The sequence below is a fragment of the Microbacterium sp. KR10-403 genome, from assembly GCF_040196215.1.
Taxonomy (GTDB): domain Bacteria; phylum Actinomycetota; class Actinomycetes; order Actinomycetales; family Microbacteriaceae; genus Microbacterium.
This window is the reverse complement of the sequence record NZ_JBEGDC010000004.1, coordinates 424705-448170: the sequence shown is the minus strand read 5'-3', so window position 1 is coordinate 448170 and position 23466 is coordinate 424705. Positions and strand designations below refer to the sequence as shown.

21 protein-coding genes are annotated in these 23466 nt (G+C 71.5%); 7 read left to right on the top strand and 14 right to left on the bottom strand.

The features are described from left to right. Positions 1–84 precede the first annotated feature (84 nt). From hemL to hemE, 7 genes are all read right to left on the bottom strand, one after another. A complete protein-coding gene (hemL, locus tag ABMQ42_RS11360; RefSeq protein ID WP_349723100.1) occupies positions 85–1398 on the bottom strand; it encodes a glutamate-1-semialdehyde 2,1-aminomutase in 1314 nt (437 codons plus the stop codon). After that, complete coding sequence (gene hemB / locus ABMQ42_RS11355; protein WP_349723099.1) at positions 1395–2381, bottom strand: porphobilinogen synthase; 987 nt, start codon at positions 2379–2381, stop codon at positions 1395–1397. Before hemB ends, hemL begins: the two co-directional genes overlap by 4 nt. A gap of 36 nt (positions 2382–2417) precedes the next feature. Further along, entirely contained in the window at positions 2418–3338 is a 921-nt protein-coding gene (hemC, locus tag ABMQ42_RS11350; protein WP_349723098.1) for a hydroxymethylbilane synthase, read from the bottom strand. Continuing rightward, a complete protein-coding gene (locus ABMQ42_RS11345; protein ID WP_349723097.1) occupies positions 3335–4378 on the bottom strand; it encodes a ferrochelatase in 1044 nt (347 codons plus the stop codon). Before ABMQ42_RS11345 ends, hemC begins: the two co-directional genes overlap by 4 nt. After that, positions 4375–5091: a hydrogen peroxide-dependent heme synthase gene (hemQ, locus tag ABMQ42_RS11340; protein ID WP_502884676.1), complete on the bottom strand. Its 717-nt coding sequence runs from the start codon at positions 5089–5091 to the stop codon at positions 4375–4377. Before hemQ ends, ABMQ42_RS11345 begins: the two co-directional genes overlap by 4 nt. 214 nt (positions 5092–5305) lie before the next feature. Further along, the gene (locus tag ABMQ42_RS11335) at positions 5306–6688 is read right to left on the bottom strand and encodes a protoporphyrinogen/coproporphyrinogen oxidase (protein ID WP_349723095.1); all 1383 of its coding nucleotides are present in this window, start codon (positions 6686–6688) and stop codon (positions 5306–5308) included. Beyond that, a complete protein-coding gene (gene hemE / locus ABMQ42_RS11330; protein ID WP_349723094.1) occupies positions 6685–7785 on the bottom strand; it encodes a uroporphyrinogen decarboxylase in 1101 nt (366 codons plus the stop codon). The genes ABMQ42_RS11335 and hemE overlap by 4 nt, the downstream gene beginning before the upstream one ends. Before the next feature lie 205 nt (positions 7786–7990). Between hemE and ABMQ42_RS11325 the strand changes: the two genes are divergently transcribed. Together ABMQ42_RS11325 and ABMQ42_RS11320 are read left to right on the top strand one after the other, a co-directional pair. Then, positions 7991–8416 (top strand): hypothetical protein, encoded by a 426-nt coding sequence (locus ABMQ42_RS11325; RefSeq protein ID WP_349723093.1) that lies wholly within the window; start codon positions 7991–7993, stop codon positions 8414–8416. 63 nt (positions 8417–8479) lie between these two features. Beyond that, complete coding sequence (locus ABMQ42_RS11320) at positions 8480–9811, top strand: glutamyl-tRNA reductase (RefSeq protein WP_349723092.1); 1332 nt, start codon at positions 8480–8482, stop codon at positions 9809–9811. 31 nt (positions 9812–9842) lie between these two features. Here ABMQ42_RS11320 and ABMQ42_RS11315 read toward each other — a convergent pair whose 3' ends face one another. Beyond that, on the bottom strand, positions 9843–11738 hold the full coding sequence (locus tag ABMQ42_RS11315) for a CocE/NonD family hydrolase (RefSeq protein WP_349723091.1): 1896 nt from the start codon (positions 11736–11738) through the stop codon (positions 9843–9845). A 128-nt stretch (positions 11739–11866) separates the two neighbouring features. On the opposite strand from ABMQ42_RS11315, the gene ABMQ42_RS11310 reads away from it, so the two are divergent. Further along, positions 11867–12283, top strand: a complete 417-nt coding sequence (locus ABMQ42_RS11310; RefSeq protein ID WP_349723090.1) for a hypothetical protein — start codon at positions 11867–11869, stop codon at positions 12281–12283. 104 nt (positions 12284–12387) lie between these two features. Here the strand turns inward: ABMQ42_RS11310 and ABMQ42_RS11305 are convergent, their stop codons facing one another. After that, positions 12388–13770 (bottom strand): DUF2252 domain-containing protein, encoded by a 1383-nt coding sequence (locus ABMQ42_RS11305; RefSeq protein ID WP_349723089.1) that lies wholly within the window; start codon positions 13768–13770, stop codon positions 12388–12390. A gap of 46 nt (positions 13771–13816) precedes the next feature. On the opposite strand from ABMQ42_RS11305, the gene ABMQ42_RS11300 reads away from it, so the two are divergent. Then, complete coding sequence (locus ABMQ42_RS11300; protein WP_349723088.1) at positions 13817–14893, top strand: AI-2E family transporter; 1077 nt, start codon at positions 13817–13819, stop codon at positions 14891–14893. On the opposite strand, the gene ABMQ42_RS11295 is transcribed toward ABMQ42_RS11300, so the two are convergent. Then, positions 14894–15478, bottom strand: coding sequence for a hypothetical protein (locus ABMQ42_RS11295; protein ID WP_349723087.1), 585 nt, complete (start codon positions 15476–15478; stop codon positions 14894–14896). A 142-nt stretch (positions 15479–15620) separates the two neighbouring features. On the opposite strand from ABMQ42_RS11295, the gene ABMQ42_RS11290 reads away from it, so the two are divergent. After that, positions 15621–16802, top strand: a complete 1182-nt coding sequence (locus ABMQ42_RS11290) for a glycosyltransferase (protein WP_349723086.1) — start codon at positions 15621–15623, stop codon at positions 16800–16802. After that, the gene (locus ABMQ42_RS11285) at positions 16802–17899 is read left to right on the top strand and encodes a glycosyltransferase (RefSeq protein ID WP_349723085.1); all 1098 of its coding nucleotides are present in this window, start codon (positions 16802–16804) and stop codon (positions 17897–17899) included. Before ABMQ42_RS11290 ends, ABMQ42_RS11285 begins: the two co-directional genes overlap by 1 nt. A 15-nt stretch (positions 17900–17914) precedes the next feature. On the opposite strand, the gene ABMQ42_RS11280 is transcribed toward ABMQ42_RS11285, so the two are convergent. Genes ABMQ42_RS11280 through ABMQ42_RS11270 form a run of 3 tightly spaced genes read right to left on the bottom strand, consistent with a single transcriptional unit; the run spans position 17915 to position 19395 of the window. After that, positions 17915–18667 (bottom strand): hypothetical protein, encoded by a 753-nt coding sequence (locus tag ABMQ42_RS11280; protein ID WP_349723084.1) that lies wholly within the window; start codon positions 18665–18667, stop codon positions 17915–17917. A 54-nt stretch (positions 18668–18721) separates the two neighbouring features. Beyond that, positions 18722–19135, bottom strand: coding sequence for a type II toxin-antitoxin system VapC family toxin (locus ABMQ42_RS11275; protein ID WP_349723083.1), 414 nt, complete (start codon positions 19133–19135; stop codon positions 18722–18724). Continuing rightward, the gene (locus ABMQ42_RS11270; protein WP_349723082.1) at positions 19132–19395 is read right to left on the bottom strand and encodes an AbrB/MazE/SpoVT family DNA-binding domain-containing protein; all 264 of its coding nucleotides are present in this window, start codon (positions 19393–19395) and stop codon (positions 19132–19134) included. Before ABMQ42_RS11270 ends, ABMQ42_RS11275 begins: the two co-directional genes overlap by 4 nt. Before the next feature lie 166 nt (positions 19396–19561). On the opposite strand from ABMQ42_RS11270, the gene ABMQ42_RS11265 reads away from it, so the two are divergent. Continuing rightward, complete coding sequence (locus ABMQ42_RS11265) at positions 19562–21763, top strand: ATP-dependent Clp protease ATP-binding subunit (protein ID WP_349723081.1); 2202 nt, start codon at positions 19562–19564, stop codon at positions 21761–21763. 313 nt (positions 21764–22076) lie between these two features. Here the strand turns inward: ABMQ42_RS11265 and ABMQ42_RS11260 are convergent, their stop codons facing one another. Next, on the bottom strand, positions 22077–23450 hold the full coding sequence (locus tag ABMQ42_RS11260) for a glucose-6-phosphate dehydrogenase (RefSeq protein ID WP_349723080.1): 1374 nt from the start codon (positions 23448–23450) through the stop codon (positions 22077–22079). Positions 23451–23466 lie beyond the last annotated feature (16 nt).

The following is a 23466-nucleotide window of genomic DNA, read 5'->3' as shown; positions in this document are numbered from 1 at the left end:
AGGATGGGACGAAGCTCGGACCGTTGTGCGCGATCGCTCCGAACTTCGCGCGATGCTCCGAAGTCTGGGAGAGCGCCCGGGGGCTCAGGCCGGCGTCGCCGCGGCCGCCGCACGCGCCGCGGCCGGCAGCGCCTCGAGCACGCGCGAGACCGCGGCGTCGTCGTGCGCGGCGCTGACGAACCAGGCCTCGTAGGCGCTCGGGGGCAGCGAGATACCGGCCTCGAGCATCGCATGGAAGAAGGGTCCGTAGCGGAACGCCTCCTGCCGCTGCACACCCGCGTAGTCGGCCGCGAGCGTGTACTGGAACTGGATGCTGAACAGGTTGCCTGCGCGTGAGATGACGTGTTCGACACCCGCCGCAGACAGCGCCTCGTCGACCGCCGTCGAGATGGTCGCGGCGACGTCATCGACCCGCGCGTACACGTCCGCGTCGGCCGTGCGCAGGGTCGCGAGGCCTGCGGCGACCGCGACCGGGTTCCCCGACAGCGTGCCGGCCTGGTAGACGGGGCCCAGGGGAGCGAGCTGCTCCATCATCTCGCGCCGCGCGCCGAGGGCGGCCAGCGGCATCCCGCCCCCGATCACCTTGCCGAACGTGACGATGTCCGCGGCGACGGGCTCGAGTCCCAGCCAGCCGGCCGCGGATTCGCGGAAGCCGGTGAGCACCTCGTCGACGATCAGCAGCGCGCCGTTGTCGTGCGCGGTCTGCGCCAAGAACGCGTTGAACCCTGGCGCGGGCTTCACCACGCCCATGTTCGCCGCCGCGGCCTCGACGATGATCGCGGCGATGCGGTCGCCGTACTCGGCGAAGGCGGCGGTGACCGCGGCGGGGTCGTTGTACGGCAGCACGAGCGTCTGTGCGGCGATCTCGGCCGGCACGCCGGCGGACGCGGGCAGGGCGAGGGTGGCGAGTCCGCTGCCGGCGTCGGCGAGCAGGCCGTCGGAGTGCCCGTGGTAGTGCCCGGCGAACTTGATGACCAGCGAGCGCCCGGTGACGCCGCGCGCCAGCCGGATCGCGGTCATGGTCGCCTCGGTGCCGGTCGAGACCAGACGCACCTGCTCGATGACGGGGCGGCCGTCCGCTGTCACCGGCGCAAGCCGCGCGATCACGGCCTCGGCGAGCTCGGTCTCGGCGGGCGTCGACGCGCCGAACGACAGGCCGCGGTCGACCGCCGCGTGCACGGCGTCGAGCACCGCGGGGTGCGCGTGTCCGAGCAGCAGCGGGCCCCACGAGCACACCAGGTCGACGTACTCCCGGCCCTCGACGTCGACCACGTACGGTCCGTGGCCCGACACCAGGAAGCGGGGCGCGCCGCCCACCGAGCGGTAGGCGCGCACCGGCGAGTTCACTCCGCCGGGGATGACGGTGGATGCCGCCTCGAACGCCGTCTCGTTGGTCATGCCCGTCCCTCCGATGCGGCAAGCTCCAGCGCCCAGTACGTGAGCACGGCGCCCGCGCCGGCGCGCAGGATGCCCGTCACGCTCTCGCGGATCGCGCGGTCGCGGTCGATCCAGCCGTTGGCGGCCGCGGCCTCGATCATCGCGTACTCGCCCGACACCTGGTAGGCCCACACCGGCACCTGCGCGGTCGCCGCGACGTCGGCGAGCACGTCGAGATAGCTCATCGCCGGCTTGACCATGAGCACGTCGGCGCCCTCGGCCTCGTCGAGTGCGGCCTCACGCAGCCCTTCGACGCGGTTCGCCGGATCCTGCTGATAGGTGCGCCGGTCGCCCTGCAGCTGCGAGTCGACGGCCTCGCGGAACGGGCCGTAGAACGCCGACGCGTACTTCGCCGCGTACGCGAGCACGGCGGTGTCGGCGAAGCCGGCGTCGTCGAGCGCCTCGCGCACGGCGGCGACCTGGCCGTCCATCATGCCCGAGAGACCGAGCAGCTGCGAGCCCGCCTGCGCCTGCGCCACCGCCATGTCGCGGTAGCGCTCGAGCGTCGCGTCGTTGTCGACCGTGCCGTTCGCGTCGAGCACTCCGCAGTGGCCGTGGTCGGTGAACTCGTCGAGGCACAGGTCGGTCTGCACCACGAGCGCATCGCCGGCCTCGCGAGCTGCGACGGTCGTCGCGCGGTTCAGGATGCCGTCGGCATCGGTCGCTCCGGATCCTGTGGCGTCGCGCACGGCCGGGATTCCGAACAGCATCACACCGCCGAGGCCGGCGGCCGCGGCATCCTGCACCGCCCCCTTCAGCGAGTCGAGCGTATGCTGCACGACGCCCGGCATCGAGCTGATCGGCGCGGGCACGGAGATGTCTTCGCGCACGAACAGCGGCAGGATCAGCTGTGCCGGGTGGACGCGGGTCTCGGCGACCACGCGGCGCATCGCCGGGGTGGTGCGCAGGCGACGGGGTCGGATGACCGGATGCCAGGTGCTCATCGGTTCACTTCCTCAAGCGGGCGGCGGCCCGCGGTATCAGTTCAGTTCGTCGGATCCTGCGTCGCGCAGGGCTGCGACGACCTCGCGGGCCGCGCGCTCGCCCGCGTCGGCGCCGGTGGCCGTCACGGTGGTGGAGATCTGCCGCTGTCCGTCGAGGCTGTACACGGCGGCCGACAGGGTCAGGGCGTCGCCGTCGACGTGCGCGCTCGCGCCGATCGGGGCCGAGCAGCCGGCCTCGAGGCCCGCGAGCACACCGCGCTCGGCGGCGGCGCAGGCGGCGGAGGCCGGGTCGGCGATCTGCGCGAGCGCGGCGGCGAGCGGGGTGCCGGTCGCGTCGGCCTCGCGCACCTCGATCGCCAGGGCTCCCTGCGCGGGAGCGGAGGGCCATGCCTCGAGCGGAAGGGGCTCGGCGGCGACCTCGGTGCGGCCCAGGCGGTTGAGCCCGGCCGCCGAGAGCACGACCGCATCGAGCCGGTCTTCGCCGGTGCTGTCGAGGCGCGCGAGGCGCGAGTCCACGTTCCCGCGGATGTCGACGACCTCGAGATCGGGCCGCACAGCGCGCACCTGGGCGATGCGCCGCGGCGATCCGGTGCCGACGCGGGAGCCGGCGGGCAGATCCTCGAGCCGGGTGCCGTCGCGGGTCACGACGACGTCGCGGGCGTCTTCGCGCGGCGGAACCGCGGCGACGACGAGGCCCGGCGAGGGCGCCGTGGGCAGGTCTTTGAACGAGTGGACGATGACATCGCACTGGCCCGCGCGCAGTGCGTCGCGCAGCGCGGTGGCGAACACTCCGGTGCCGCCCAGGCTCGACAGCGAGGCGCGCGAGGTGTCACCGTGCGTCGTGATGCGGATGATCTCGACGTCCACGCCGCCCAGGGCCGCGGCCAGCGCGTCGGCGACCTGCTGCGTCTGCGCGGTCGCGAGAGCGCTGCCCCGGGTGCCGACGTGCAGGGTCATCGGGCCACCGCGGGCTCTGCGGCGTCGATTCCGGTGACCGTCGCGTGATCGGGCCACGGGCCGAGGGCCGTCAGGTGCGGACGCTGGGCGTCGGGGATGTCGTTCAGCCGCTCCTCGATGAGGTCCACCAGACCCGAGACGAACGCAGGGTGCACACCCGGGGTCGCGACGCGGGTGAAGCCGACGCCCACCTCTGCGGCGGTCTCGGCGGCCTCGGTGTCGAGGTCCCAGATGACCTCCATGTGGTCGCTGACGAAGCCGATCGGCACGACGACGACGTGCTGCACGCCTTCAGCCGCGAGCCGCCGGATCTCGTCGTTGACGTCGGGCTCGAGCCACGGGGTGCGCGGGTCGCCGCTGCGCGACTGATACGCGAGCGAGTATGCGACGCCGGGAGCCGCGGAGGCGGCGATGACGTCGGCCACGGCGAGGTGCTGCGCGACGTACGCGCCGCCGGGGCCGTGTTCGGGGCCGGATGCCTCGGCCGCCGTGTTCGGGATCGAGTGCGTCACGAAGAGCACGTGCGTCGGGGTCGCGGCATCCCGAACCGCCTCGCGCACGCCCTCGATGAAGGGAGCCACGAAGCCGGGGTGGTCGAAGAACTCGCGCAGCCGGTCGATCGTGACCGTTCCCACGAGGCCGGTGTCGGCGAGCGTCTGCTCGAAGTTCTCGCGATACTGGCCCACGCCCGAGTACGAGGTGTAGGCGCTGGTGACGACGGCGAGCAGCCGGTCGTCGCCTGCCTCGTGTGCGGCGCGAACGGCGTCGGGGAAGTACGGGTCCCAGTTGCGGTTGCCCCAGTAGACGGGCAGGTCGATGGAACGGGCGGCGAGCTCGGTCTCGAGCGCGGCCTTGAGGGCCCGGTTCTGCGCGTTGATCGGGCTGACACCGCCGTTGTGCCGGTAGTGCACCGCGACCTCTTCGAGCCGTTCGTCGGGGATGCCGCGGCCGCGGGTCACGTTGCGCAGGAACGGGATGACGTCATCCTGGCCCTCGGGACCGCCGAAGCTCGCGAGCAGAATCGCGTCGAAGTCGGTCACGACAGCACCTCGGCGACCTCGGCCGTCGAGACGACGTGGCCGGTGAAGAACGGGGTCTCTTCGACGACGTGGCGGCGGGCGTCGACGTAGCGCAGGTCGCGCATCATGTCGACGAGGTCGACCAGCTCGTCGCTCTCGATCGGCACGACCCACTCGTAGTCGCCCAGCGCGAAGGCCGCGACCGTGTTGGTGAGCACGCCGGTGTACGACGCGCCCGCCATCCCGTGCTCGCGCAGCATACGACTGCGCTCGGAGTCACGGAGCAGGTACCAGTCCTTGCTGCGCACGAACGGGTACACGGCGAGCCACGGCTTGGGCTCGACGCCGCGCACGAACGCGGGGATGTGCTGCTTGTTGAACTCGGCCGAGCGGTGCACGGCGACGAAGGTCTGGCGCGGGGTCAGTGCGGCGATCGCGGGCACGCGGCGCAGGATGCGCAGGGCCGCCTGCAGCTCGCGGGGCGTGGGGCCGTGCAGCCAGAACAGCAGATCGGCGTCGGCGCGGAAGCCCGAGACGTCGTAGGTACCGCGCACGGTGACGCCGGTGGATTCGACCTCGGCGATGGCCGCGTCGAGGTCGGCGCCGGCGGTGCTCAGCGCGCCTTCGGGGACGGCGGCTCCGGCCGGACGCGCGAACGCGGCCCAGAGGGTGTAGACGGCGGGGGCTTCGGAGGATTCGGGGGAGGGCGCAACGCGATCGGACACGACGTCCATCATCCGTCCGCCGGTTGGGAAACCCCAAAAAAGCTTCAGGTCATCTGCAAGATATCGTGCGCTCGGTCGGCAGGCGTGCGCGTCGACACGCACGGGAGTTCGGCAGTCGGTTTCGGCAACCGAGACGCAGATGTACCCGCCGAAAGCGACTGTTCGACAGGGGGTGGATGTCGCGGCGCGGGGGTGCGCGGGGCGGGGCGGGGCGACGGGCGGGTCAGCGTGCGACGGCGCGGGATGCCGCGGCCCGCGCGTCGGGCACGACCGAGGCAAGGCCCGTGCCGGCGACCCAGGCGCCGGCGACGTCCAGCCCGGGCACCGCGGCGACCGCCTGGCGCACCGCGGCGACGCGCTCGGCCTGCCCGCGGGCCGCGAGCGAGACGGCGTTCGTCCAGGTCGAGCGGGCGAATCCGGCCAGCTGCGCGGCCTCGAGCTCGACGTCGAGGAGGGCCGCGGCATCCCGCATCGCCAGCTCCTGCAGCGCCGCGTCGTCGATATCCGCAGCCTGGCTGCGGTGCCCGGCCTGGCCGTACGACAGGCGCACGACGTGGCGGCCGGAGCCGGCCTGCTCGGCGACCCACGCCCACTTGATGCTCGCGTGCGTCAGCGCCTTGGCCGCGACCACGTCGTGGGCGTCGTCGGCGACGAGCAGCCCGGTGCCGCGCGGGGCGGCATCGAGCTCGGGCGCGTCGAGCACGAGCGTGGCGAGGTCGACGCGGGTGGGCGCCGGCCAGTCCGCCGGCGGGATCAGGTCGCCCAGCAGCCGCACCGCTGCCGACTGGGCGGTCGCGACGATCACTGCGTCGGCGCGCAGGGTCTCACCGCGATCGACGTCGACCAGCCAGGCGTCGCCGTCGCGATGGATGCCGCGTACCGGCGCGTCGACGAGCACCCGGCCGCCGCGGGCGACGAGGTCGTCGGCCAGTGCCGACATCAGCGTCCACATGCCGCCGCGCAGGCTGCCGGCGGCCGATCCCGGCTTGGCTGCGCTGCCGCCGCGCAGCTTGCGCACGGCCCGGGCGAGCGAGCCGGTGCGGCTCAGCGCCGCGCGCAGCCCGGGCGCGATCGCGTCGACGGCGAGGTCGTCGGCCGGCGTCGAGTACACGCCGTTGGCGACCGGGGAGACGAGCCGGTCGAGCACGGCCCGGCCCATCCGCGTGCGGACGAGCTCGCCGAGGGTCGCCGGGGCGAATCCTTCGGGCAGCGGATCGTCGAGGTCGCGGGCGGCGCGGGCCGCGGCATCCACCCCGATCGCGGCGACGACTTCCGGTGACTGTGGGTCCATCGGAATGCCCAGCAACCCGCCCTTCGGCGACGGCACGGTGCGGTCGGGCAGGTGCAGCCACGAGCCGGCGATGTGCGGCCAGACGATCAGGTCCGAGAGTCCGAGCTCGTCGAGCAGCGGGGCGACGGCGCCCCCGCGGGTAGCGAAGCTCTCGGCGCCCGCGTCGAGGGTGAGGCCGGCGACGGTGTGGCCCGCGATGCTGCCGCCGACGGTCGGCCTCGCTTCGAGGACGGTGACGTCGGCGCCGGATGCCGCGGCCTCACGGGCCGCGACCAGCCCCGCCGCGCCCCCGCCGATGACGACGACGCGGGTCATTCGGCGCCGAGCTCGTGGATGAGAGCGACCAGGCGCGTGAGCACGGCCGGGTCGGTGTCGGGCGGCACGCCGTGACCGAGGTTCACGACGTGCGCGGGGGCGGTGCGTCCGCGGCGCACGACGTCGCGCGTGTGCTCCTCGAGCACGGACCAGGGGGCGGCCAGCAGCGCGGGGTCGATGTTCCCCTGCAGCGGCACGGACCCGCCCAGGCGCCGCGCTGCCTCATCGAGCGGCAGGCGGTAGTCGATGCCGACGACGTCGGCTCCGGCATCCCGCATCTCGGTCAGGAACTCGCCGGTGCTCAGGCCGAAGTGCACGAGTGGGGCGCCGAGGTCGTGCGCGTGCGTGAGGGCACGGGCCGATGCGGGTGCGACGTGGCGCGCGTAGTCGGCGCGGCTGAGGGACCCCGCCCACGAGTCGAAGAGCTGGCCCGCGCTGGCGCCGGCCAGCAGCTGGGCGCGCAGGAACGCTCCGGTGACGTCGGCGCACCAGGCCAGCAGCCGTGCCCACGCGTAGGGCTCGCTGTGCATGAGGCGGCGGGCGGCGAGGTGGTCGCGCGACGGGCGACCCTCGGCGAGGTACGCCGCGAGCGTGAACGGTGCGCCGGCGAAGCCGATGAGCGGGGTCGAGCCCAGCTCGGCCACCGTGCGGCGCACGCCCTCGCGGATCGGCTCGAGCGCCGCATCGTCGGCCTGCAGCGTGCCGGTCGCGACGAGCGCGTCGACGTCGGCGGCGGTGCGCACGGCGCGGTCGAAGACGGGCCCGGTGCCGGCCTGGATCTCGACGCCGATGCCCGCCAGGCGCAGCGGGATGACGATGTCGCTGAAGAAGATGCCCGCATCGACGCCGTGTCGGCGCACGGGCTGCAGGGTGATCTCGCTCGCCAGCGCCGGGTCGAGGCACGTGTCGAGCATGCCGAGGCCGGTGCGCAGTTCGCGGTACTCGGGCAGCGAGCGTCCGGCCTGGCGCATGAACCAGACCGGCAGCGTCGCGCCGCGCACACCGCGGTACGCCTGCACGAGCGGGGAGGTGGATGTCGCCCCCGTCGTCAGCGGATGGTCGGCGGGCAGCGGGGCGCGGTCAGGCTGGGCACTCACCCGGCCGATTCTCGCAGACCGGGATGGGAGCGGCTCCCGGGCAAGCCGTGGCAAACGGGGCGGGCGCCGATACCGCGCTGCGCCCGGTGGGCGCCGATGCCGCGCTGCGCCCGGTGGGCGCCGTGCCCGCGGATCGTGGCCGAATCGTCATCTCGCGTACGCGGCCGCGCGCGTATCGTGAGCGGATCGAGGCGAGGAGGCGACGATGGCGCACTTTCGGTCCCTGAGCGCGGCGGGCATCGTCGCCGCCGGCCTCGTTCTCGCGGGGTGCGCGTCGGGCGGTCTGTTCGGTGGGTCGGCCGAGGGTTCCTGCGTCGCACCGGAGGCTTCGCCCTCACCGGCCAGGGCGGCGCCGGGCGGCACCATCTCTCTGGAGGGCCGGTATTTCGCGCCGTGCAACGACACGAATGCGCACACCGACCCGCCCTGGACGTCGGTCGACCTCGTCTGGGTTCAGAACGGGCAGACCACGCCGCTGACGACCACGCGGCCGACCGACGACCTCGGCGAACTGCACGTCGACATCACCGTTCCCGTGGACGCGCCGCCCGGCGACGCGAGCGTGCGGGTCATCATGCCCGACATCTACGGCTCGCTCGACATCCCGGTGACGGTCGCGCCGGCGCCGTGACCCGACGTCCTGACCCGGCGTCCTGACGGAACGGCACAGGTGAGCGGGGTATCCTTCAATCCCGTGCTCCTCTGCTTCTCGTCCAGCCACCGCTCCGCAGCCCTCGACGTCGTCGAGCGGCTCGAGCGTCGTGCCGACGAAGTGACGGCACGACTGTCTGAGCCGGTGCCCGGAGTCGACGGCAGCGTGATCCTGTCGACGTGCAATCGGTTCGAGGTGTACCTCGATGTGCGGGATGCCGCGGCCGACGCGTCGTCGTGGGAGGCGGCATCCACCCGCCTGGCCGACACCGTCGCCGCAGCGACCGGTCTCGCGCGCGACGAGGTGCGTGAATCGGGCATCCTGCTGCACGGCGAGGCCGTCGCCGAGCACGCGATCTCGGTGGCCAGCGGCCTCGAATCGATCGTCGTGGGCGAGGGTGAGATCGCCGGTCAGGTGCGTCGCGCGCTGGAGGGCGCGCGCGAGCGCGGCACCGCGAGCCGCGAGCTCGAGCGGGTGTTCCAGCTGGCATCGCGCACGTCGCGCGGCGTCAAGAACCGCACCGAGCTGTCGAGCGCCGGCCGCTCGGTCGTGCGCCTCGCGCTCGACATGGCCGAGACGCGCATCACCGACTGGGCGCAGACCCGCGTGCTGCTGGTGGGCACCGGGCGCTATGCCGGCGCGAGCCTCGCCGCCCTGCGCGACCGCGGCGTCACCGACGTGCGCGTGTACTCGCGCACCGGACGGGCCGCGACCTTCGCCGCGAGCCACGACATCGCCGCGGTGCCGGTCGACGGGCTCGAGCAGGCCCTCGCCGACAGCGACGTGGTCGTGGCGTGCAGCGTCGCGCCGCGGGTGATCGTGGATGCTGCGCTGCTCGCCTCGGCACGCGCACTGCCGGGCGCCCTGGAGCGTCGGCTGATCATCGACCTGGGACTGCCGCGCAACGTCGACCCCGAGGTGTCGATGGTGCCCGACACCGAGCTGCTCGACCTCGAGACGCTGCGCGCGCACGCACCGCTGCCCGAGCTGGGCGCGACCGACGAGGCGCGCACGCTCGTCGACGAGGCACTCGCCGAGTATCGGCGGGCGACCGCCGAAGACGCCGTGACTCCCGCGCTGGTCGCGCTGCGCGCGCACGTGTTCGACGTGCTCGACGGCGAGATCGCGTGGGCGCGCAAGCGCGGCGACGCGACGCCCGAGACCGAGGCGGCGCTGCGGCATCTGGCAGGCGTCTTGCTGCACGGGCCGTCGGTGCGCGCCCGCGAGCTGGCCGCCGAGGGCCGCGCCGGCGAGTTCGCCGACGCCGTCACCGCGCTGTTCGGGGTCAAGCCCGCCGCCGCGCATCCGGTGGCCGAGCTGCGGCCCGCAGCCGGGCGCGACGTCGACGCCGAGCGCGACGAGACCGCGTCCTGACGCGGCTCGCCGGCCTGCGGCATCCCGACCGCTATTCGTCGAGCCTCGGCAGTGTCAGCACCTGACCGGCCGATCCGGTCGTGACCGTCACCGTGTGGGCGAACAGGCCGCCCCGATAGTTCGCCGACCCCGAGGCCACCACGACGCGAATGCGGTGGCCGGCCTCGAATCGGTGCACGAGACCCGGGAGCCGGGTCGTGAACGACCGGGACGCGTCCGGAATGCGCACGGGCGTGACCTGCCGGCCGACCAGTGCGGCGCTGCCGTCGGGAGCGACGTCGAGCACCTTCACGAACAGCACGAGCTCGCCGCGCGCCCCGAGCGTCTGCGTCAGCAGGGCACCGGGGGACGAGACCGTGAGGTCGAGGGTCGGCGAACCGGCGATGTCGAGCGATGCGTCGAGCGCTCCGGTGGTCCACTGCAGGCTGGTTCCCGGGGCGTCCGCCTCGGCTCCGGTGCCGAGGCTGCCGTCGAGCAGATCGTCGAGGATGTCGGTGGGATCTGCGCTGGTCGGCAGCCCGAGAGCGGGCGTCACGAGCCCCCAGGTGCCGGCGATGATGTCGCGCGGGTCATGCACGAGGTGCCCGCCGCTGGACAGATACAGCGGGTCCGCATCGGCGACGGGGAAGGTGTCGGATGCCGCGAACGCGGCGGCTCCGGTCGGGTCGGTGTCGTCGTCGGCCCAGTCTCGGTAGTAGGCGAACAGCGGTCCGGTGCCTACGTCCGCCCCGCGCACGTAGTGCGCGATCCAGTCGACCATGCGGCCGGTCGTGTACTGGGCGGGATCGGGTGCACTCCAGTCGATGTCGCCCGCGGCGGGTTCGGACTCGGTGTGCCCCGAGCGCTGCCAGATCATCGCGGTGGGTGTGCCCTGTGCTCGGAGCGTCTCGAACGTCGCGGTCGCCTCATTGAGGTTGAAGAGCGTGTCGCGCTCGCCCTGGATCAGCAGCGTCGGCACGCGGACATCCTCGAGATACGAGACCGGCGACACGCGGTGGAGCGCGGCGAGGTCGCTCGGCGAGGGATATCCCTGCAGCGCCCCGTGGACCAGCGTCTGGCAGACGGCCGAGATGGTGTGCTCGCAGCCGAGCAGGGCCGCGGGCCGGGTGCCGTCGACACCGGTTCCCGTCGCCGACGCCAGAAGCCCGAGCGTGAGCCCCCAGTGGATCTTCATCGCACCAGGCGTTGTGCTCGACACGCCCGTCGTGGTGGCCGTGCCGTTGGGGAACAGCGAGTAGCTCAGATCGTTCCAGGTCTCGGTCGGCACGATGGCGTCGATGCGCGGGTCGACAGGTGCCGCCGCGAGCTGAACGGCCCCGCCATAGGAGCCTCCGACCATCCCGACGCGCGGATCGTTCCGGTGGTGGGTGCCGTCGTGAGCGCGGCGATCGATCGTGACGATGTCGAGCGTGGGCGCTGCCTCGGTGTGTGCGGCGTCCTCATAGGCGATCCCGTCGGCACCGCCCAGGTAGCTGACGAGGTCTTCTGCGGCCTTCCCGTCCCGCTGCGGATCGTCCATCGAGACAGGGCAGGTCGATCCGCCGAAGCCCAGTCCTGAGTATGCGAGCACGGCATAGCCGAGCCGGGCGAACATCGTCGCCATGGGCGCGACGCCGTCCTTCGACCCGCCGAATCCGTCGGTCATGAGCACGGCCGGCACGCGGCTGCTCGGCGACGCGCCGGCCGGTGTGTACAGGTCGCCCACGACATCGCAGCGCGTGGTGTCGTCGTCGCCGACGGTGACGGCGAAGTGGAGGGTGGTGAGGGATGCCGCGGCCGAGGCCGCGGCTGCGGTCGATGTGGTCGCGGCGGGTGTGGTCCCCGTCGATGCGGCCACGGCGTTCGCCGGCACGGCGACGGCGACGGTCGCAGCCAGAGAGACAAGCCCGGTGACGGCGAGCAGACGGGACAGGGGACGAGCAGGCATCGGCACCTCCGGTTCCGGACCCGCTCCGATGCGGGCCCGGAGGGAGCCTAACGCAAAATAGACCAGCTGGTAAGTTTTATCGCCCACTCGCGGTGGACGCCGCCGCGGCGCGGGAGGACAATCGCCGTATGGCGACGCTCGACGATGTGCGCGCGATCTGCGCCGAGTTCCCCGATGTGACCGAGACGACGACCCCTCACGGCGCCCCGGCCTGGCGTACCAAGGCCGGTCAGGTGGTCTGGGAGCGCGGCCCGCGCAAGACCGACCTGCAGAAACTCGCGGCCCTCGGCCGCACCTGGCCCGACGGCCTCGTGGTGGCCGTGCGCACCGACGGTCTCGACGGCAAGGCCGCGCTGCTCGAGACCTTTCCCGACGCGTTCTTCGACATCCCGCACTTCAACGGATGGCCCGCGGTGCTCACCGAACTCGGCGGCATCGACCTGCAGCTCCTGCGCGAGACGATCACCGACGCGTGGCTGCTGCAGACCACCCCGGCCACGCGCGACGCCTGGCTCGCCGAGCACGGTCTGCCTCCCGCCCCCTGAACCGTGACAGTGCAACTGGTCGCCGAGAGAGAGGGAAGCAACCGCTTCTTCGTCCACCAGTTGCACTCTCACCGATTGGCGCGGGGTGAGGCCAGGGCGGAAGATCAGCCAGCGGGGGTGGATGCCGCGGCCGCGGCATCCAGGAACGCGTCGTAGTCCTCGCGCGAGAGCGCGGCGTACGCGTACGCCCACTCCAGCAGGGGCTCAGCGATCTTGCGGCCGCCGCCGACGTATCCGGCCACCTCGGCCGCCGTCGGCGACTGCGCGTGCGCCCGGGCGAGCACCGCCGCGCACGCCTCGGCGTAGCGCACGAACGGCACGTCGTCGAGCGTGTCCATGTCGATGCCGCCCTTCATGTCGTGGAACTGGCGCACGTACAGGTCGATTCCGGCGCTCGAGCGGAAGTGCCCGAGGAAGGGGTCGGATGCCGCCTGCAGAATGCGCTGCAGAGCCACGACCCGCCCGCCCTGGCCGTTCTGGGCCGAGTACTCCGACACGGTCGTCGGCTGCTCGACACCGCCGTACTGCGAGAGCACGCTGCGCCCGGCCTCCTTGGCCTGCAGCAGCAGGGTGTGGCCGTCGCCGTCCTGCAGGGCGATGAGATAGCAGCGGGTGCCGACGCTGCCCACCCCGACCACGCGCCGCGCGACGTCGGCGATCGTGTAGTTCTGCAGCAGCAGCCGGATGTCGACGTCCGCGGTGCGCGCGTACTCCTCGACGTACTCCTTCACACCCGTGACGACGTCGGAGGTGACGTGCGTCATGGTGGGCGGATTCTCGATGAACACGCGCCGGCCGTCGTCGCCGACCGTGGTGGTGCGCCGTGCGGCGCGCTCGCCGGTGCGCTTGCGCGCCTCGCGCGTCGCGGCCTTCAGGGTCTTTCGCGAGCGCTTGTCGAGCGCCTCCAGCGAGGCGGCGATCGTGAAGTGCGCGAAGTACCGGTCGGTCGGCGACTGCTCCACCCCGGCCCGCAGGGCGCGGGCATAGGCGCGGATCGTCGTGCGCGCGGCATCCTGCACCACCGCGTCGTCACGCGAGGTCGCCTGCCCGGCGATGATCACGCTGGTCACGAGACGCTTCACATCCCACTCCCACGGTGCCCACGCGGCCTCGTCGAAGTCGTTGAGGTCGAAGACGAGTTCGCGTGAGGGCGCGGCGTAGAAGCCGAAGTTCGAGACGTGTGCATCGCCACAGGAGGCGACGAGGATGCCGCTCGACGGTCCCTGTGCCAGATCCGCCGCCATGAGCGCCGCCGTGCCGCGGTAGAACGTGAACGGGCTCGCGCTCATCCGCTCGGTGCGCAGGGCGACGAGGTCGGGCAGGCGCGTCTCGTTCTGCGCGTGCAGGATGCCCAGCGGATCACGGCGGCCGGAACCCAGCTCGGCGAGCGCGCGCCGCGGGGTCTTGGCGCGCCGCGCGCGCCCCTGCTCGAGACGGCGTGCGAGGTCGGGCTGCGGCCACCACTCGGCGGCGAGAGGATCGCTCATGCGCTCATCATGGCACCGGGTCGCGCCCGCCCGATACGCTGGCCGGATGAAATCTCGCGACCAGCCCGTCGAGGCATCGGCACCCGCGCTGAGCCCGGCCCTGCGGGTGCTGCTGATCCTGGCGGCATCTGTCATCGCGCTGGCGGGACTCTGGTTCGCACGCGAGATCGTCGGGCCGCTCGCGCTCGGTGCGGTGATCGTGATCATCTGCCACCCGCTGCGCCACCCGCTCGAGCGCGCCGGCTGGCCGCGCTGGCTGGCGACCACCGCGGTGATCGCGGTGGCCTACATCGTGCTCATCTTCCTCGTGCTGCTGCTCGTGTTCGCGGGCATCCAGTTCGCGCACCTGGTCGCCGACTACGCGAAGGACCTCGAGACGACCGGGCAGAACCTGGTGGCGTGGCTCAGCTCGCTGGGCCTCGACAAGCAGGTGTCGGATGCCACGGCCACCTTCCTCGACGCGTCGAAGATCCTCTCCTACGTGACCTCGCTCGGCGGCACGGTGGTCAACGTGCTCATGGCGCTGTTCTTCGTGCTCGCCTACATCATCTTCATGGCCGTCGACGGGGCCCGGTACGCGCGCGCCGAGCACGAGTTCGGCCGCGGCATCCGCCCCACCGTCGAGCGCTTCCAGCGCTTCAACATCGGCGTGCGCCGGTACTACATCGTCAACGCGAGCTTCGGCGCCATCGTCGCGATCCTCGACGGGCTCGCGCTGTGGTGGCTGGGGATCCCCGCGCCGATCGTGTGGGCGATCCTCGCGTTCGTGACGAACTTCATCCCCAACATCGGGTTCGTGATCGGCCTGATCCCGCCGGCGCTGCTGGCGCTCGTGGTCGGCGGCTGGCCCATGATGCTCGCGGTGATCGCGATCTACTGCGTCGTCAACGTCGTGCTGCAGGTGCTCGTGCAGCCGAAGTTCGTGTCGGATGCCGTGAACCTGAGCCTCACGCTGAGCTTCTTCTCGGTCATCTTCTGGACGTTCATCATCGGCCCGCTCGGGGCGATCCTGTCGATCCCGCTGACGCTTCTCGTGCGCGCGCTCGTGATGGAGGGCGACCCGGGTGCGACGTGGCTGCGATGGCTGAGCGGGGACACCACCGTCGCCGGCATCGCAGACTGATCAGCTCGGGTCGAGCCGCAGCACGTCGGCCTCGCCGACGGTGAGGTCATCGACCACGCGCAGCGTGCGGGCGAGGTCGTCGAGCGAGCCGTCGACCGTGCCGAACCGCTCGCGATCGGCGCCGACCGCGGTGAGCGTCACGAAGTGCGTGCCCATGTCCCACGTATAGGTCGCGAACGGCGGCTTCGTCTGGTCGCTCGGCATCTTCATCACGAGCTTCTCTCCCTCGCCGAGATGCGGATTGCGGAACGACACGGTGTCGTCGTACTCCATCGGCATCATCGCGCGGGCGGTGCGGATCTGCGGCGTGGCCTCCTGCAGCTGTGCCATCGCGACGACGAGCCCGGGATCGTCCTTCCACATCCACACGAGCACACGCCCGTCAGCCTTGCGCATCATCAGCGGCGCCGCCTGGCTGATCAGCCAGGCGAAGGCCTTGCCGCCGGCCTGCACGCCCGTGGATCCGCTCGCCTGCTGCAGCAGCATCCGGATCGCCGCCTTGCGATGCCGCCGTCCCTTGAAACCGAGTGAGCCGGTGACCGGCACCCAGAGAGTGGGGGATGCGTCGGCTTGAAGTCGCGCCATGGCATCAGCGTAGGCGGCGGTGCTGGAGATGCGCCCGGAAGGGGCGGCCCGGCTCCCAGGCAACGTCGCGGGGCGGGGTTAGAGTGGTGAGCGGCGTGCGGCCACCGCCGTGCGTCAAGCAGAGAGAGGCACCCACTCCACCGTGACTCCCGCCGCACCCGCGCGTCCGCTGACGATCCTGATCGGCGCAGACACCTTCACCCCTCACGTGAACGGCGCAGCACGCTTCGCCGAGCGCCTCGCCGCAGGGCTGGCAGCCCGCGGCCACGACGTGCACGTCTCCGCGCCGAGCATCGGCCACCGCCACCACGGCACGTTCGTCGAGCAGGTCGAGGGACAGGCGATCACCGTGCACCGGCTGCCGTCCTGGCGCTGGTATCCGCACGACTGGCTCACCTTCGTGCTGCCGTGGATGAGCAAGCACTATGCCCGCAGAGTCCTCGACGAGATCACACCCGACGTGGTGCACATCCAGTCGCACATCGTGATCGGGCGCGGGCTCGCCCGCGAGGCGCGCAAGCGCGGCATCCCGATCGTCGCCACCAACCACGTGATGGCCGAGAACATCATCGACTTCACGACGCTGCCGCCCCTGCTCGACAAGGTGTTCCTCAAGCTTGCGTGGGACGACGCCGAGCGCACCCTGAAGATGGCGCGTGCGGTGACCACACCCACGCGCAAGGCCGCCGACTTCCTCGAGTCGACGATCGACGTCCACGGCGTCATCCCGATCAGCTGCGGCATCGACAAGGCGAACTACACGCCCGACCTCGCGCCGCGAGAGCACCGTCGTGTGCTGTTCGTCGGGCGGCTGACCACCGAGAAGCACGTGGATGTCACGCTGCAGGCCATCGCGAAGCTCGTGCCCGAGCTCGACGTCGTGTTCGACGTCGTCGGCGGCGGCGACCAGCGGCACAAGCTCGAGCAGCTGGCCGCGAAGCTGGGCATCGCCGACCGGGTGACGTTCTACGGCAAGGTGCCCGAAGACGAGCTGCGCGCCGCGTACACGCGCGCCGACGTGTTCGTCATCTCGTCGATCGCCGAGCTGCAGTCGATCGCGACGATGGAGGCCATGGCATCGGGCCTGCCGGTCATCGGCGCCGACGCGGTCGCGCTGCCGCATCTCATCCACGACGGCGAGAACGGCTACTTGTTCCCGCCCGGTGACGTCGACGCGCTCGCCGACCGCATCCGCACCGTGCTCACGGCCGACGACGCCGAGTACCTGCGCATGCAGCGCGCGTCGCTCGAGGGCGTCGAGATCCACGACATCCAGAACACCCTCGACACCTTCGAGAACCTGTATCGGGGCGACCCGCTGTAATGCGCCTGTTCTTCGACGCCCGCTACATCCGCACCGACTTCCACGACGGCATCAGCCGGTACTCCGCCGACCTCGCCGCCGCCGTCTTCGCGCAGGCGCCCGCGCGCGGCGTCGATGTGGTCTTCCTCATCTGGGACGACGCGCAGAGGATGCTGCTGCCCGACGGCGCCCGGGTGCTGAAGATCCATGCGCCCACGGCGCTGCGCGAACCGCTGACCTCGCTGATCCTGAACCGCCATCGGCCCGACGTCGTGTTCACGCCGATGCAGACGATGGGCACGATCGGTCGGCGGTTCCGGCTGATCCTGACCCTGCACGACATGATCTACTACCGGCATCGCACGCCCCCGCGCGACCTGCCCGGGTTCGTGCGGCTGGGCTGGCGGCTGTTCCACCTGTCGTACACCCCGCAGCGCATCACGCTGAACGCCGCCGACGTCGTGGCGACCGTCAGCCGCACGAGCAAACGGCAGTTCGCGCAGGTGCGGCTCACGAAGCGACCGGTCGTCGTCGTGCCCGACGCCCCGCAGCAGCTGCGCGCGGTGCTGCCGGAGGGCGTCGAGGTCATCGGCGGAGCCCGCAACCTCGTCTACATGGGCTCGTTCATGCCGTACAAGAACGTCGAGGCACTCATCCGCGGCATGGGGCGGCTGCCCGGGCGCACGCTGCATCTGCTCAGCCGCATCTCGCCCGGCCGCCGGGCCGAGCTCGAGGCGCTCATCCCCGAGGGGGCCGACGTCGTCTTCCACGGCGGCGTGACCGACGCCGAATACGCCCGGCTGCTGGCCGACCGTGCCGTTCTCGTGACGATGAGCCTCGACGAGGGCTACGGACTGCCGATCGCCGAGGCCCTGGCGCTGGGCGTGCCGGCGGTGGTCAGCGATCTGGAGATCTTCCACGAGGTCGCGGGCCCCGGGGCGCTGTACGTCGATGCCGAGGACCCCGCCGAGTTCGCCGCGGCCGTGGCCGCGCTCGACGATGCCTCGGCGCGGGGCGCGATCGTCGCCGCGGGGGCCGACCACATCGCGCAGTTCAGCTGGCCCCGGTCGGCCGAGACGCTGCTCGACGTCGTGACGCGGCTCGGCGCCGAGCACTGAGGCGCGCGCCGCAGCTCAGGTGAGGGTGAGGGTGCCGGTGATCAGCGCGCCGGCCGAGGCCGCGACCACGGCGATGCCGATGCCCAGGCCGATGCCGGCGGCGGCCTTGCCACGGCCCTTCAGCGCGAGGCCCCCGGCGCCGCAGATCACGGCGACCAGGGCGAGCAGCGACACGCAGATCGCGAAGATGTATGAGCTGGTCCGCAGCCCCTCGAGGTAGGCGGACGTGCCGTCATACCCGTGGATCAGGATCCTCTCGGTGACCAGGCCGATGATGTTCAGCACGACCGCGGTGAGCCCCGAGACCATGGCGGTCACGCCGAGGTTGTTGCGGGTCGACGGGGCCGTCGCGGGCGCGGCCCCGACGGGAGCGCCGTATGCGGGGGCCGGTGCCTGCCCGGTGAAGGCGGGACCGCTCGGCGGCGGATAGAGAAGAGTGGATGCCGCGGCCTGCGGAGCCGCGCCGGCCGGCGCGGCCTGCGGCATCGTGGCGGGCGCGGGCGCCTGGGCGTACGCGGGCGCAGGTGCCTGGGCCGGTGTGGGCGCCTGCGGGTAGGCGGGTGCCTGCGCCTGCGGGTAGGCGGGCGCTTGTGGGTAGGCGGGCGCCTGCGGGTAGGCGGGCGCGGGCGCTTGCGCGTAGGCGGGTACCTGGGGATATGCGGGTGTGGGCGGCTGGGCGTTGGTCGGCGTCTGTGCGGCCGGCGAGAGGTCGGGGCGGGGCGGCGCAGCAGGGGGATTCGCCGGCGAACCGTTCAGGGGAGTGCTCATGGATGCCGCCTCTCGGTCACCCCCAGAGTCTATGGGGTCGTCGGGAGGGCGCCGTCAGACGAGCAGCTCCCAGCCGAGGTGCTTCGCGGCGGCCTTGTCGAACGTCACGACGCGGTCGGCGCCGAACAGCTCCATCGTGGTCGCGATGAGGGCGTCGGCGAAGTCCGCGCCGTCTTCGGCGAGGGCGAGTGCGCGCACGACGCCCTCGCCGTCTTCGAACTCGATCTCGTCCGCCTGGATCAAGGCGCGCACGATCGCCAGGCGTGCTTCCTTCGACATCTTGTACGTTCGCGCGAGCGTCCACGACAGCTCGGCGAGGCTCACGTGCGTGATCAGTCCCGGGCTGTCGGGAGTGAGCGTTGCGATGACGGCCGCGGCGGCTTCATACTGTGCCGGATCGTCGCGAACGACGTAGCGTGCCAGGACGTTCGTATCGAGCCCGGTCAGTGACGCATCGAGCCCGATCACCTCTGCGTGCTCCGCAGGACATGCTCTGCTGCGGCGTCCGCGATGTCATCGTTCATCTGCTCGATCGAGACGGGCGGCTGATCGGGGTTGTAGAGCACGCCCGCGAGGTCCTTGATCGATCCCGTCTTCGGCACGATCGTGTAGCGCCCGTTCGCAAGCTTGACGAACATCACGCGCGAACCCGCGACGAGCTTCAGGTCGTCGCGCACCTCCTTCGGAACGGTGATCTGCCCCTTGCTGGTCATGGTTGCTGTCGGCATGAGATTCCTTTCGATTTTGATTCTCCCTTACAGATCTAGCGACTGCAAGGGTGTGATGGTGCCGTTGCGGGCGCCCCTTGCCGCGGCATCCACCCGCTGGTAAACTTGAGCCAGAGCGACTCAAGTTTGACGAATGACGTGAGTCCCGCAGATTTCAAGGAGACACATGAACGCACAACCCCAGCCCGGGCAGGAGGAGCAGCAGAGCCCGCTCGAACAGTTCGGCATCAACCTCACCGACCGCGCCCGCCAGGGCAAGCTCGACCCGGTCATCGGGCGAGACAGCGAGATCCGCCGCGTCAGCCAGGTGCTGACCCGGCGCACGAAGAACAACCCCGTCCTCATCGGCGAGCCCGGCGTGGGTAAAACCGCCGTGGTCGAGGGCCTCGCGCAGCGCATCGTCGCGGGCGACGTCGCCGAATCCCTGAAGGACAAGGAGCTGATCGCGCTCGACATCTCGGCGCTCGTGGCCGGCGCGATGTACCGCGGTCAGTTCGAGGAGCGCCTGAAGAGCGTGCTCAAGGAGATCACCGAGTCCGAGGGGCGCGTGATCACCTTCATCGACGAGCTGCACGTGCTGATGGGCGCGGGCGGCGGCGAGGGGTCGGTCGCGGCATCCAACATGCTCAAGCCCATGCTCGCCCGCGGCGAGCTGCGCCTCATCGGCGCCACCACCCTCGACGAGTATCGCGAGTTCATCGAGAAGGATGCCGCGCTGGAGCGCCGCTTCCAGCAGGTGTACGTCGGCGAGCCCAGCGTGGAAGACACGATCGCCATCCTGCGCGGGCTGAAGGGCCGGTACGAGGCCCACCACGGGGTGACCATCAGCGACAGCGCGCTGGTGGCCGCGGCATCCCTCTCCCACCGGTACATCCCGAGCCGCCAGCTGCCCGACAAGGCCATCGACCTGATCGACGAGGCCATGAGCCGCCTGAAGATGGAGATCGACTCGAGCCCCGTCGAGATCGATCAGCTCAAGCGTCAGGTCGACCGGATGCGGCTCGAAGAGCTGGCGCTGAAGAAGGAGAAGGACGACGCCTCGAAGGAGCGCCTGGCCAAGCTGCGCGAGCAGATGGCGGTGGCCTCGAAAGAGCTCGAAGGGCTCGAAGCGCGCTGGGCGAAGGAGCGCGCGGGGCTGAACCGCGTCGGCGAGCTGAAGAAGCAGCTCGACCAGGCGACGATCGACCGCGACCGCGCGCTGCGCGAGGCCGATTACGCCAAGGCGTCGCGGCTGGAGTACGAGACGATCAAGAAGCTGCAGGAGCAGCTCGCCGAAGCCGAGCGCGCCGAAGAGCAGCCGACCGAGCCGCGCATGGTCAACGAGCAGGTCACCGACGATGACATCGCCGCCGTGATCGCGTCGTGGACCGGTATCCCGGTCGGACGTCTGCTGCAGGGCGAGAGCGAGAAGCTGCTGCACCTCGAGTCGGAGCTGGGCAAGCGCCTCATCGGGCAGAAGGAGGCGGTCAAGGCCGTCTCCGACGCGGTGCGGCGTTCGCGCGCGGGCATCAGCGACCCGAATCGCCCGACCGGTTCGTTCCTGTTCCTGGGGCCGACCGGCGTCGGCAAGACCGAGCTGGCCAAGGCCCTGGCCGAGTTCCTCTTCGACGACGAGCACGCCATGGTGCGCATCGACATGTCGGAGTACGGCGAGAAGCACTCCGTCTCGCGCCTGGTCGGCGCCCCTCCGGGATACGTCGGCTACGAGCAGGGCGGCCAGCTGACCGAGGCCGTGCGGCGTCGGCCGTACTCGGTCGTGCTTCTCGACGAGGTCGAGAAGGCGCACCCCGAGGTCTTCGACGTGCTGCTGCAGGTGCTCGACGACGGACGGCTGACCGACGGCCAGGGGCGGACGGTCGACTTCAAGAACGTCATCCTGATCCTGACCAGCAACATCGGCTCGCCGATCCTCATCGACCCGGTGCTCTCGAGCGAGCAGAAGCGTGAGCAGGTCATGAACCTGGTGCGGGCGTCGTTCCGGCCCGAGTTCCTGAACCGTCTCGACGACATCGTGATGTTCCACGCCCTGTCGGAGGACGACCTCGCCCAGATCGTCGAGCTGTCGGTCGACCAGCTGCAGAAGCGGCTGCACGAGCGCCGGCTGACCCTCGCGGTCACGCCCGACGCGCGCGCGTGGCTCGCTCGTCGCGGATACGACCCGGCGTTCGGCGCGCGGCCGCTGCGGCGGCTCATCCAGAGCGAGATCCAGGACCGGCTGGCGATGGCGCTGCTGTCGGGCAACGTGCACGACGGTGACATCGTGCGGGTGGATGTCGCGGCCGACGACGGGCAGCTGGTGCTGACGTCGTCGGGCCCCGCCGCAGGCCCGGACGATGACGACGTGATCGAGGCCGAGCTGCTCGATTGAGGGATGGTGGATGCCGCGGCCCGAGGCTGTGCGGGCGGCGGCATCCATCGCCCTTCCGCCTGACGAGCGCATCGCCCCGTTCACGGCGTGGGCGCATCTGGAGTCGCGCACCGAGTACTGATCGGGACGCTGCGGCCGACGTTCGGTGCCAAGGCGGACGTGTTCAGAACTCCGCAAGAAAGTGCTCCGGCAGCCGCAGGACTCCCGATTCGGGTTGTGAACCGCACAGATTTGCTGAGTTCTGAACGGCGAACGGGCGCGCCCAGGCGGCGTCTCGGCCTGCCGCCGTCGCTTCGCGGCGCCCTAGGGGTGATCACCCCTGCGAGCTGGCCCACTCCGCGGGCCCGGTGGAGCCGGCCGGGTAGTCCTCGAGCGGCACCTCGCCGCGCGCCCAGGCGTCGCGGACGGGCTGGATGATGCGCCAGCACTCCTCCGCGGCATCCCCCCGCACCGACAGGGCCACATCGCCGTCGAGCAGCTGTGAGAGCACCTCGGTGTAGGCCAGCAGCGTGCTCTTGCCGATCTTCGTCGACAGCGACTCGCGACGCAGCGCGAACGGGTCGTCGCCGCCGTTGACGTTGAGCTCGAGCTCGATGCGGTCGGGGCTCAGACCGATGCGCAGCACGCCGCCGTCGGCCGGTTGGCCGGTCAGCCCGTCGGGGATGTGCCGCACCGGCTTGAACGTCACGACGATCTCGGCCTTCTTCTCGGCCATCGCCTTGCCGCTGCGCAGCGTGAACGGTACTCCCGCCCAGCGCGAGGTGCGCACCTCGCACACGATCTCGGCGAGCGTCTCGGTCTCGCGCGACGGATCCACCCCGTCTTCGTCGACGTACGACGGCAGCGTGCGGTCGTCGATCGTGCCGGCCGTGTACCGCGCGCGCCGCGAGTTCTTGACCGGGTTGTCGTCCCAGATGTGCGTGGCGCGCAGCGCCGCGCTCTTCGCATCGCGCAGGTCGATCTCGTCGAGGTCGACGGGCTCTTCCATCGCGAGCACCGCGAGCACCTGCAGCAGGTGGCTCTGCAGCATGTCGATCATCGCCCCGGCCTTGTCGTAGTACCGGGCGCGCCCCTCGAGCGCGAGCGACTCGTCGTAGCGCACGAGCACCGACGCGACGTGGTCGGCCGACCACACGGGTTCGATGAGCCGGTTCGCGAACCGCACGCCCAGGATGTTCAGCAGCGTCGACCGGCCGAGGAAGTGGTCCACCCGGAACACCCGGTTCTCGGGCACCAGCGTGGTCAGCGTTTCGTTCAGCTCGCGCGCGCCGGCCTCATCGCCACCGAACGGCTTCTCGAGCGCGAGCACCGTGTCGTCGGGCAGCGTCACCTGCGCCAGCGCCTCGCAGGCGGCGACGGTCACGGCCGGCGGCACGGCGAAGTACATGACGAGCGGCCCGTCGATGCCGGCGAGCAGCTTCTTCAGGTCGGCGGCCTTCGTGATGTCGGCCCGGGTGTAGCTCGTGGCGCCGATGCGCGAGACCTGGTCGGCGGCATCCGACGAGGCGAACGCGTCGTGCACGGCCTTCTTCCACCGCGCCGCGCTCCAGTCGTCGCTGCCGGCGCCGAGGAGGGTCACCTGGCGATCGGGTTCCCGCTGGAGCAGCTGGCCGAGCGCGGGCAGGAGCAGGCGCGACGTGAGGTCGCCGGACGCTCCGAAGATGAGGAAGGTCGTTGTCTTCGGCATGGCCTTCACGATAATC

Bases quoted from the DNA above. Each gene is read 5' to 3' on its own strand.
- ABMQ42_RS11310 (WP_349723090.1), top strand. From the start codon at position 11,867: ATGGCGACGCTCGACGATGTGCGCGCGATCTGCGCCGAGTTCCCCGAT.
- ABMQ42_RS11300 (WP_349723088.1), top strand. From the start codon at position 13,817: ATGAAATCTCGCGACCAGCCCGTCGAGGCATCGGCACCCGCGCTGAGC.
- hemC (WP_349723098.1), bottom strand. From the start codon at position 3,338: ATGACCCTGCACGTCGGCACCCGGGGCAGCGCTCTCGCGACCGCGCAG.
- ABMQ42_RS11285 (WP_349723085.1), top strand. From the start codon at position 16,802: ATGCGCCTGTTCTTCGACGCCCGCTACATCCGCACCGACTTCCACGAC.
- hemB (WP_349723099.1), bottom strand. From the start codon at position 2,381: ATGAGCACCTGGCATCCGGTCATCCGACCCCGTCGCCTGCGCACCACC.
- ABMQ42_RS11265 (WP_349723081.1), top strand. From the start codon at position 19,562: ATGAACGCACAACCCCAGCCCGGGCAGGAGGAGCAGCAGAGCCCGCTC.
- ABMQ42_RS11295 (WP_349723087.1), bottom strand. From the start codon at position 15,478: ATGGCGCGACTTCAAGCCGACGCATCCCCCACTCTCTGGGTGCCGGTC.
- hemL (WP_349723100.1), bottom strand. From the start codon at position 1,398: ATGACCAACGAGACGGCGTTCGAGGCGGCATCCACCGTCATCCCCGGC.
- ABMQ42_RS11325 (WP_349723093.1), top strand. From the start codon at position 7,991: ATGGCGCACTTTCGGTCCCTGAGCGCGGCGGGCATCGTCGCCGCCGGC.
- ABMQ42_RS11305 (WP_349723089.1), bottom strand. From the start codon at position 13,770: ATGAGCGATCCTCTCGCCGCCGAGTGGTGGCCGCAGCCCGACCTCGCA.
- ABMQ42_RS11335 (WP_349723095.1), bottom strand. From the start codon at position 6,688: ATGACCCGCGTCGTCGTCATCGGCGGGGGCGCGGCGGGGCTGGTCGCG.
- ABMQ42_RS11280 (WP_349723084.1), bottom strand. From the start codon at position 18,667: ATGAGCACTCCCCTGAACGGTTCGCCGGCGAATCCCCCTGCTGCGCCG.
- ABMQ42_RS11315 (WP_349723091.1), bottom strand. From the start codon at position 11,738: ATGCCTGCTCGTCCCCTGTCCCGTCTGCTCGCCGTCACCGGGCTTGTC.
- hemQ (WP_502884676.1), bottom strand. From the start codon at position 5,091: ATGGACGTCGTGTCCGATCGCGTTGCGCCCTCCCCCGAATCCTCCGAA.
- ABMQ42_RS11260 (WP_349723080.1), bottom strand. From the start codon at position 23,450: ATGCCGAAGACAACGACCTTCCTCATCTTCGGAGCGTCCGGCGACCTC.
- ABMQ42_RS11270 (WP_349723082.1), bottom strand. From the start codon at position 19,395: ATGCCGACAGCAACCATGACCAGCAAGGGGCAGATCACCGTTCCGAAG.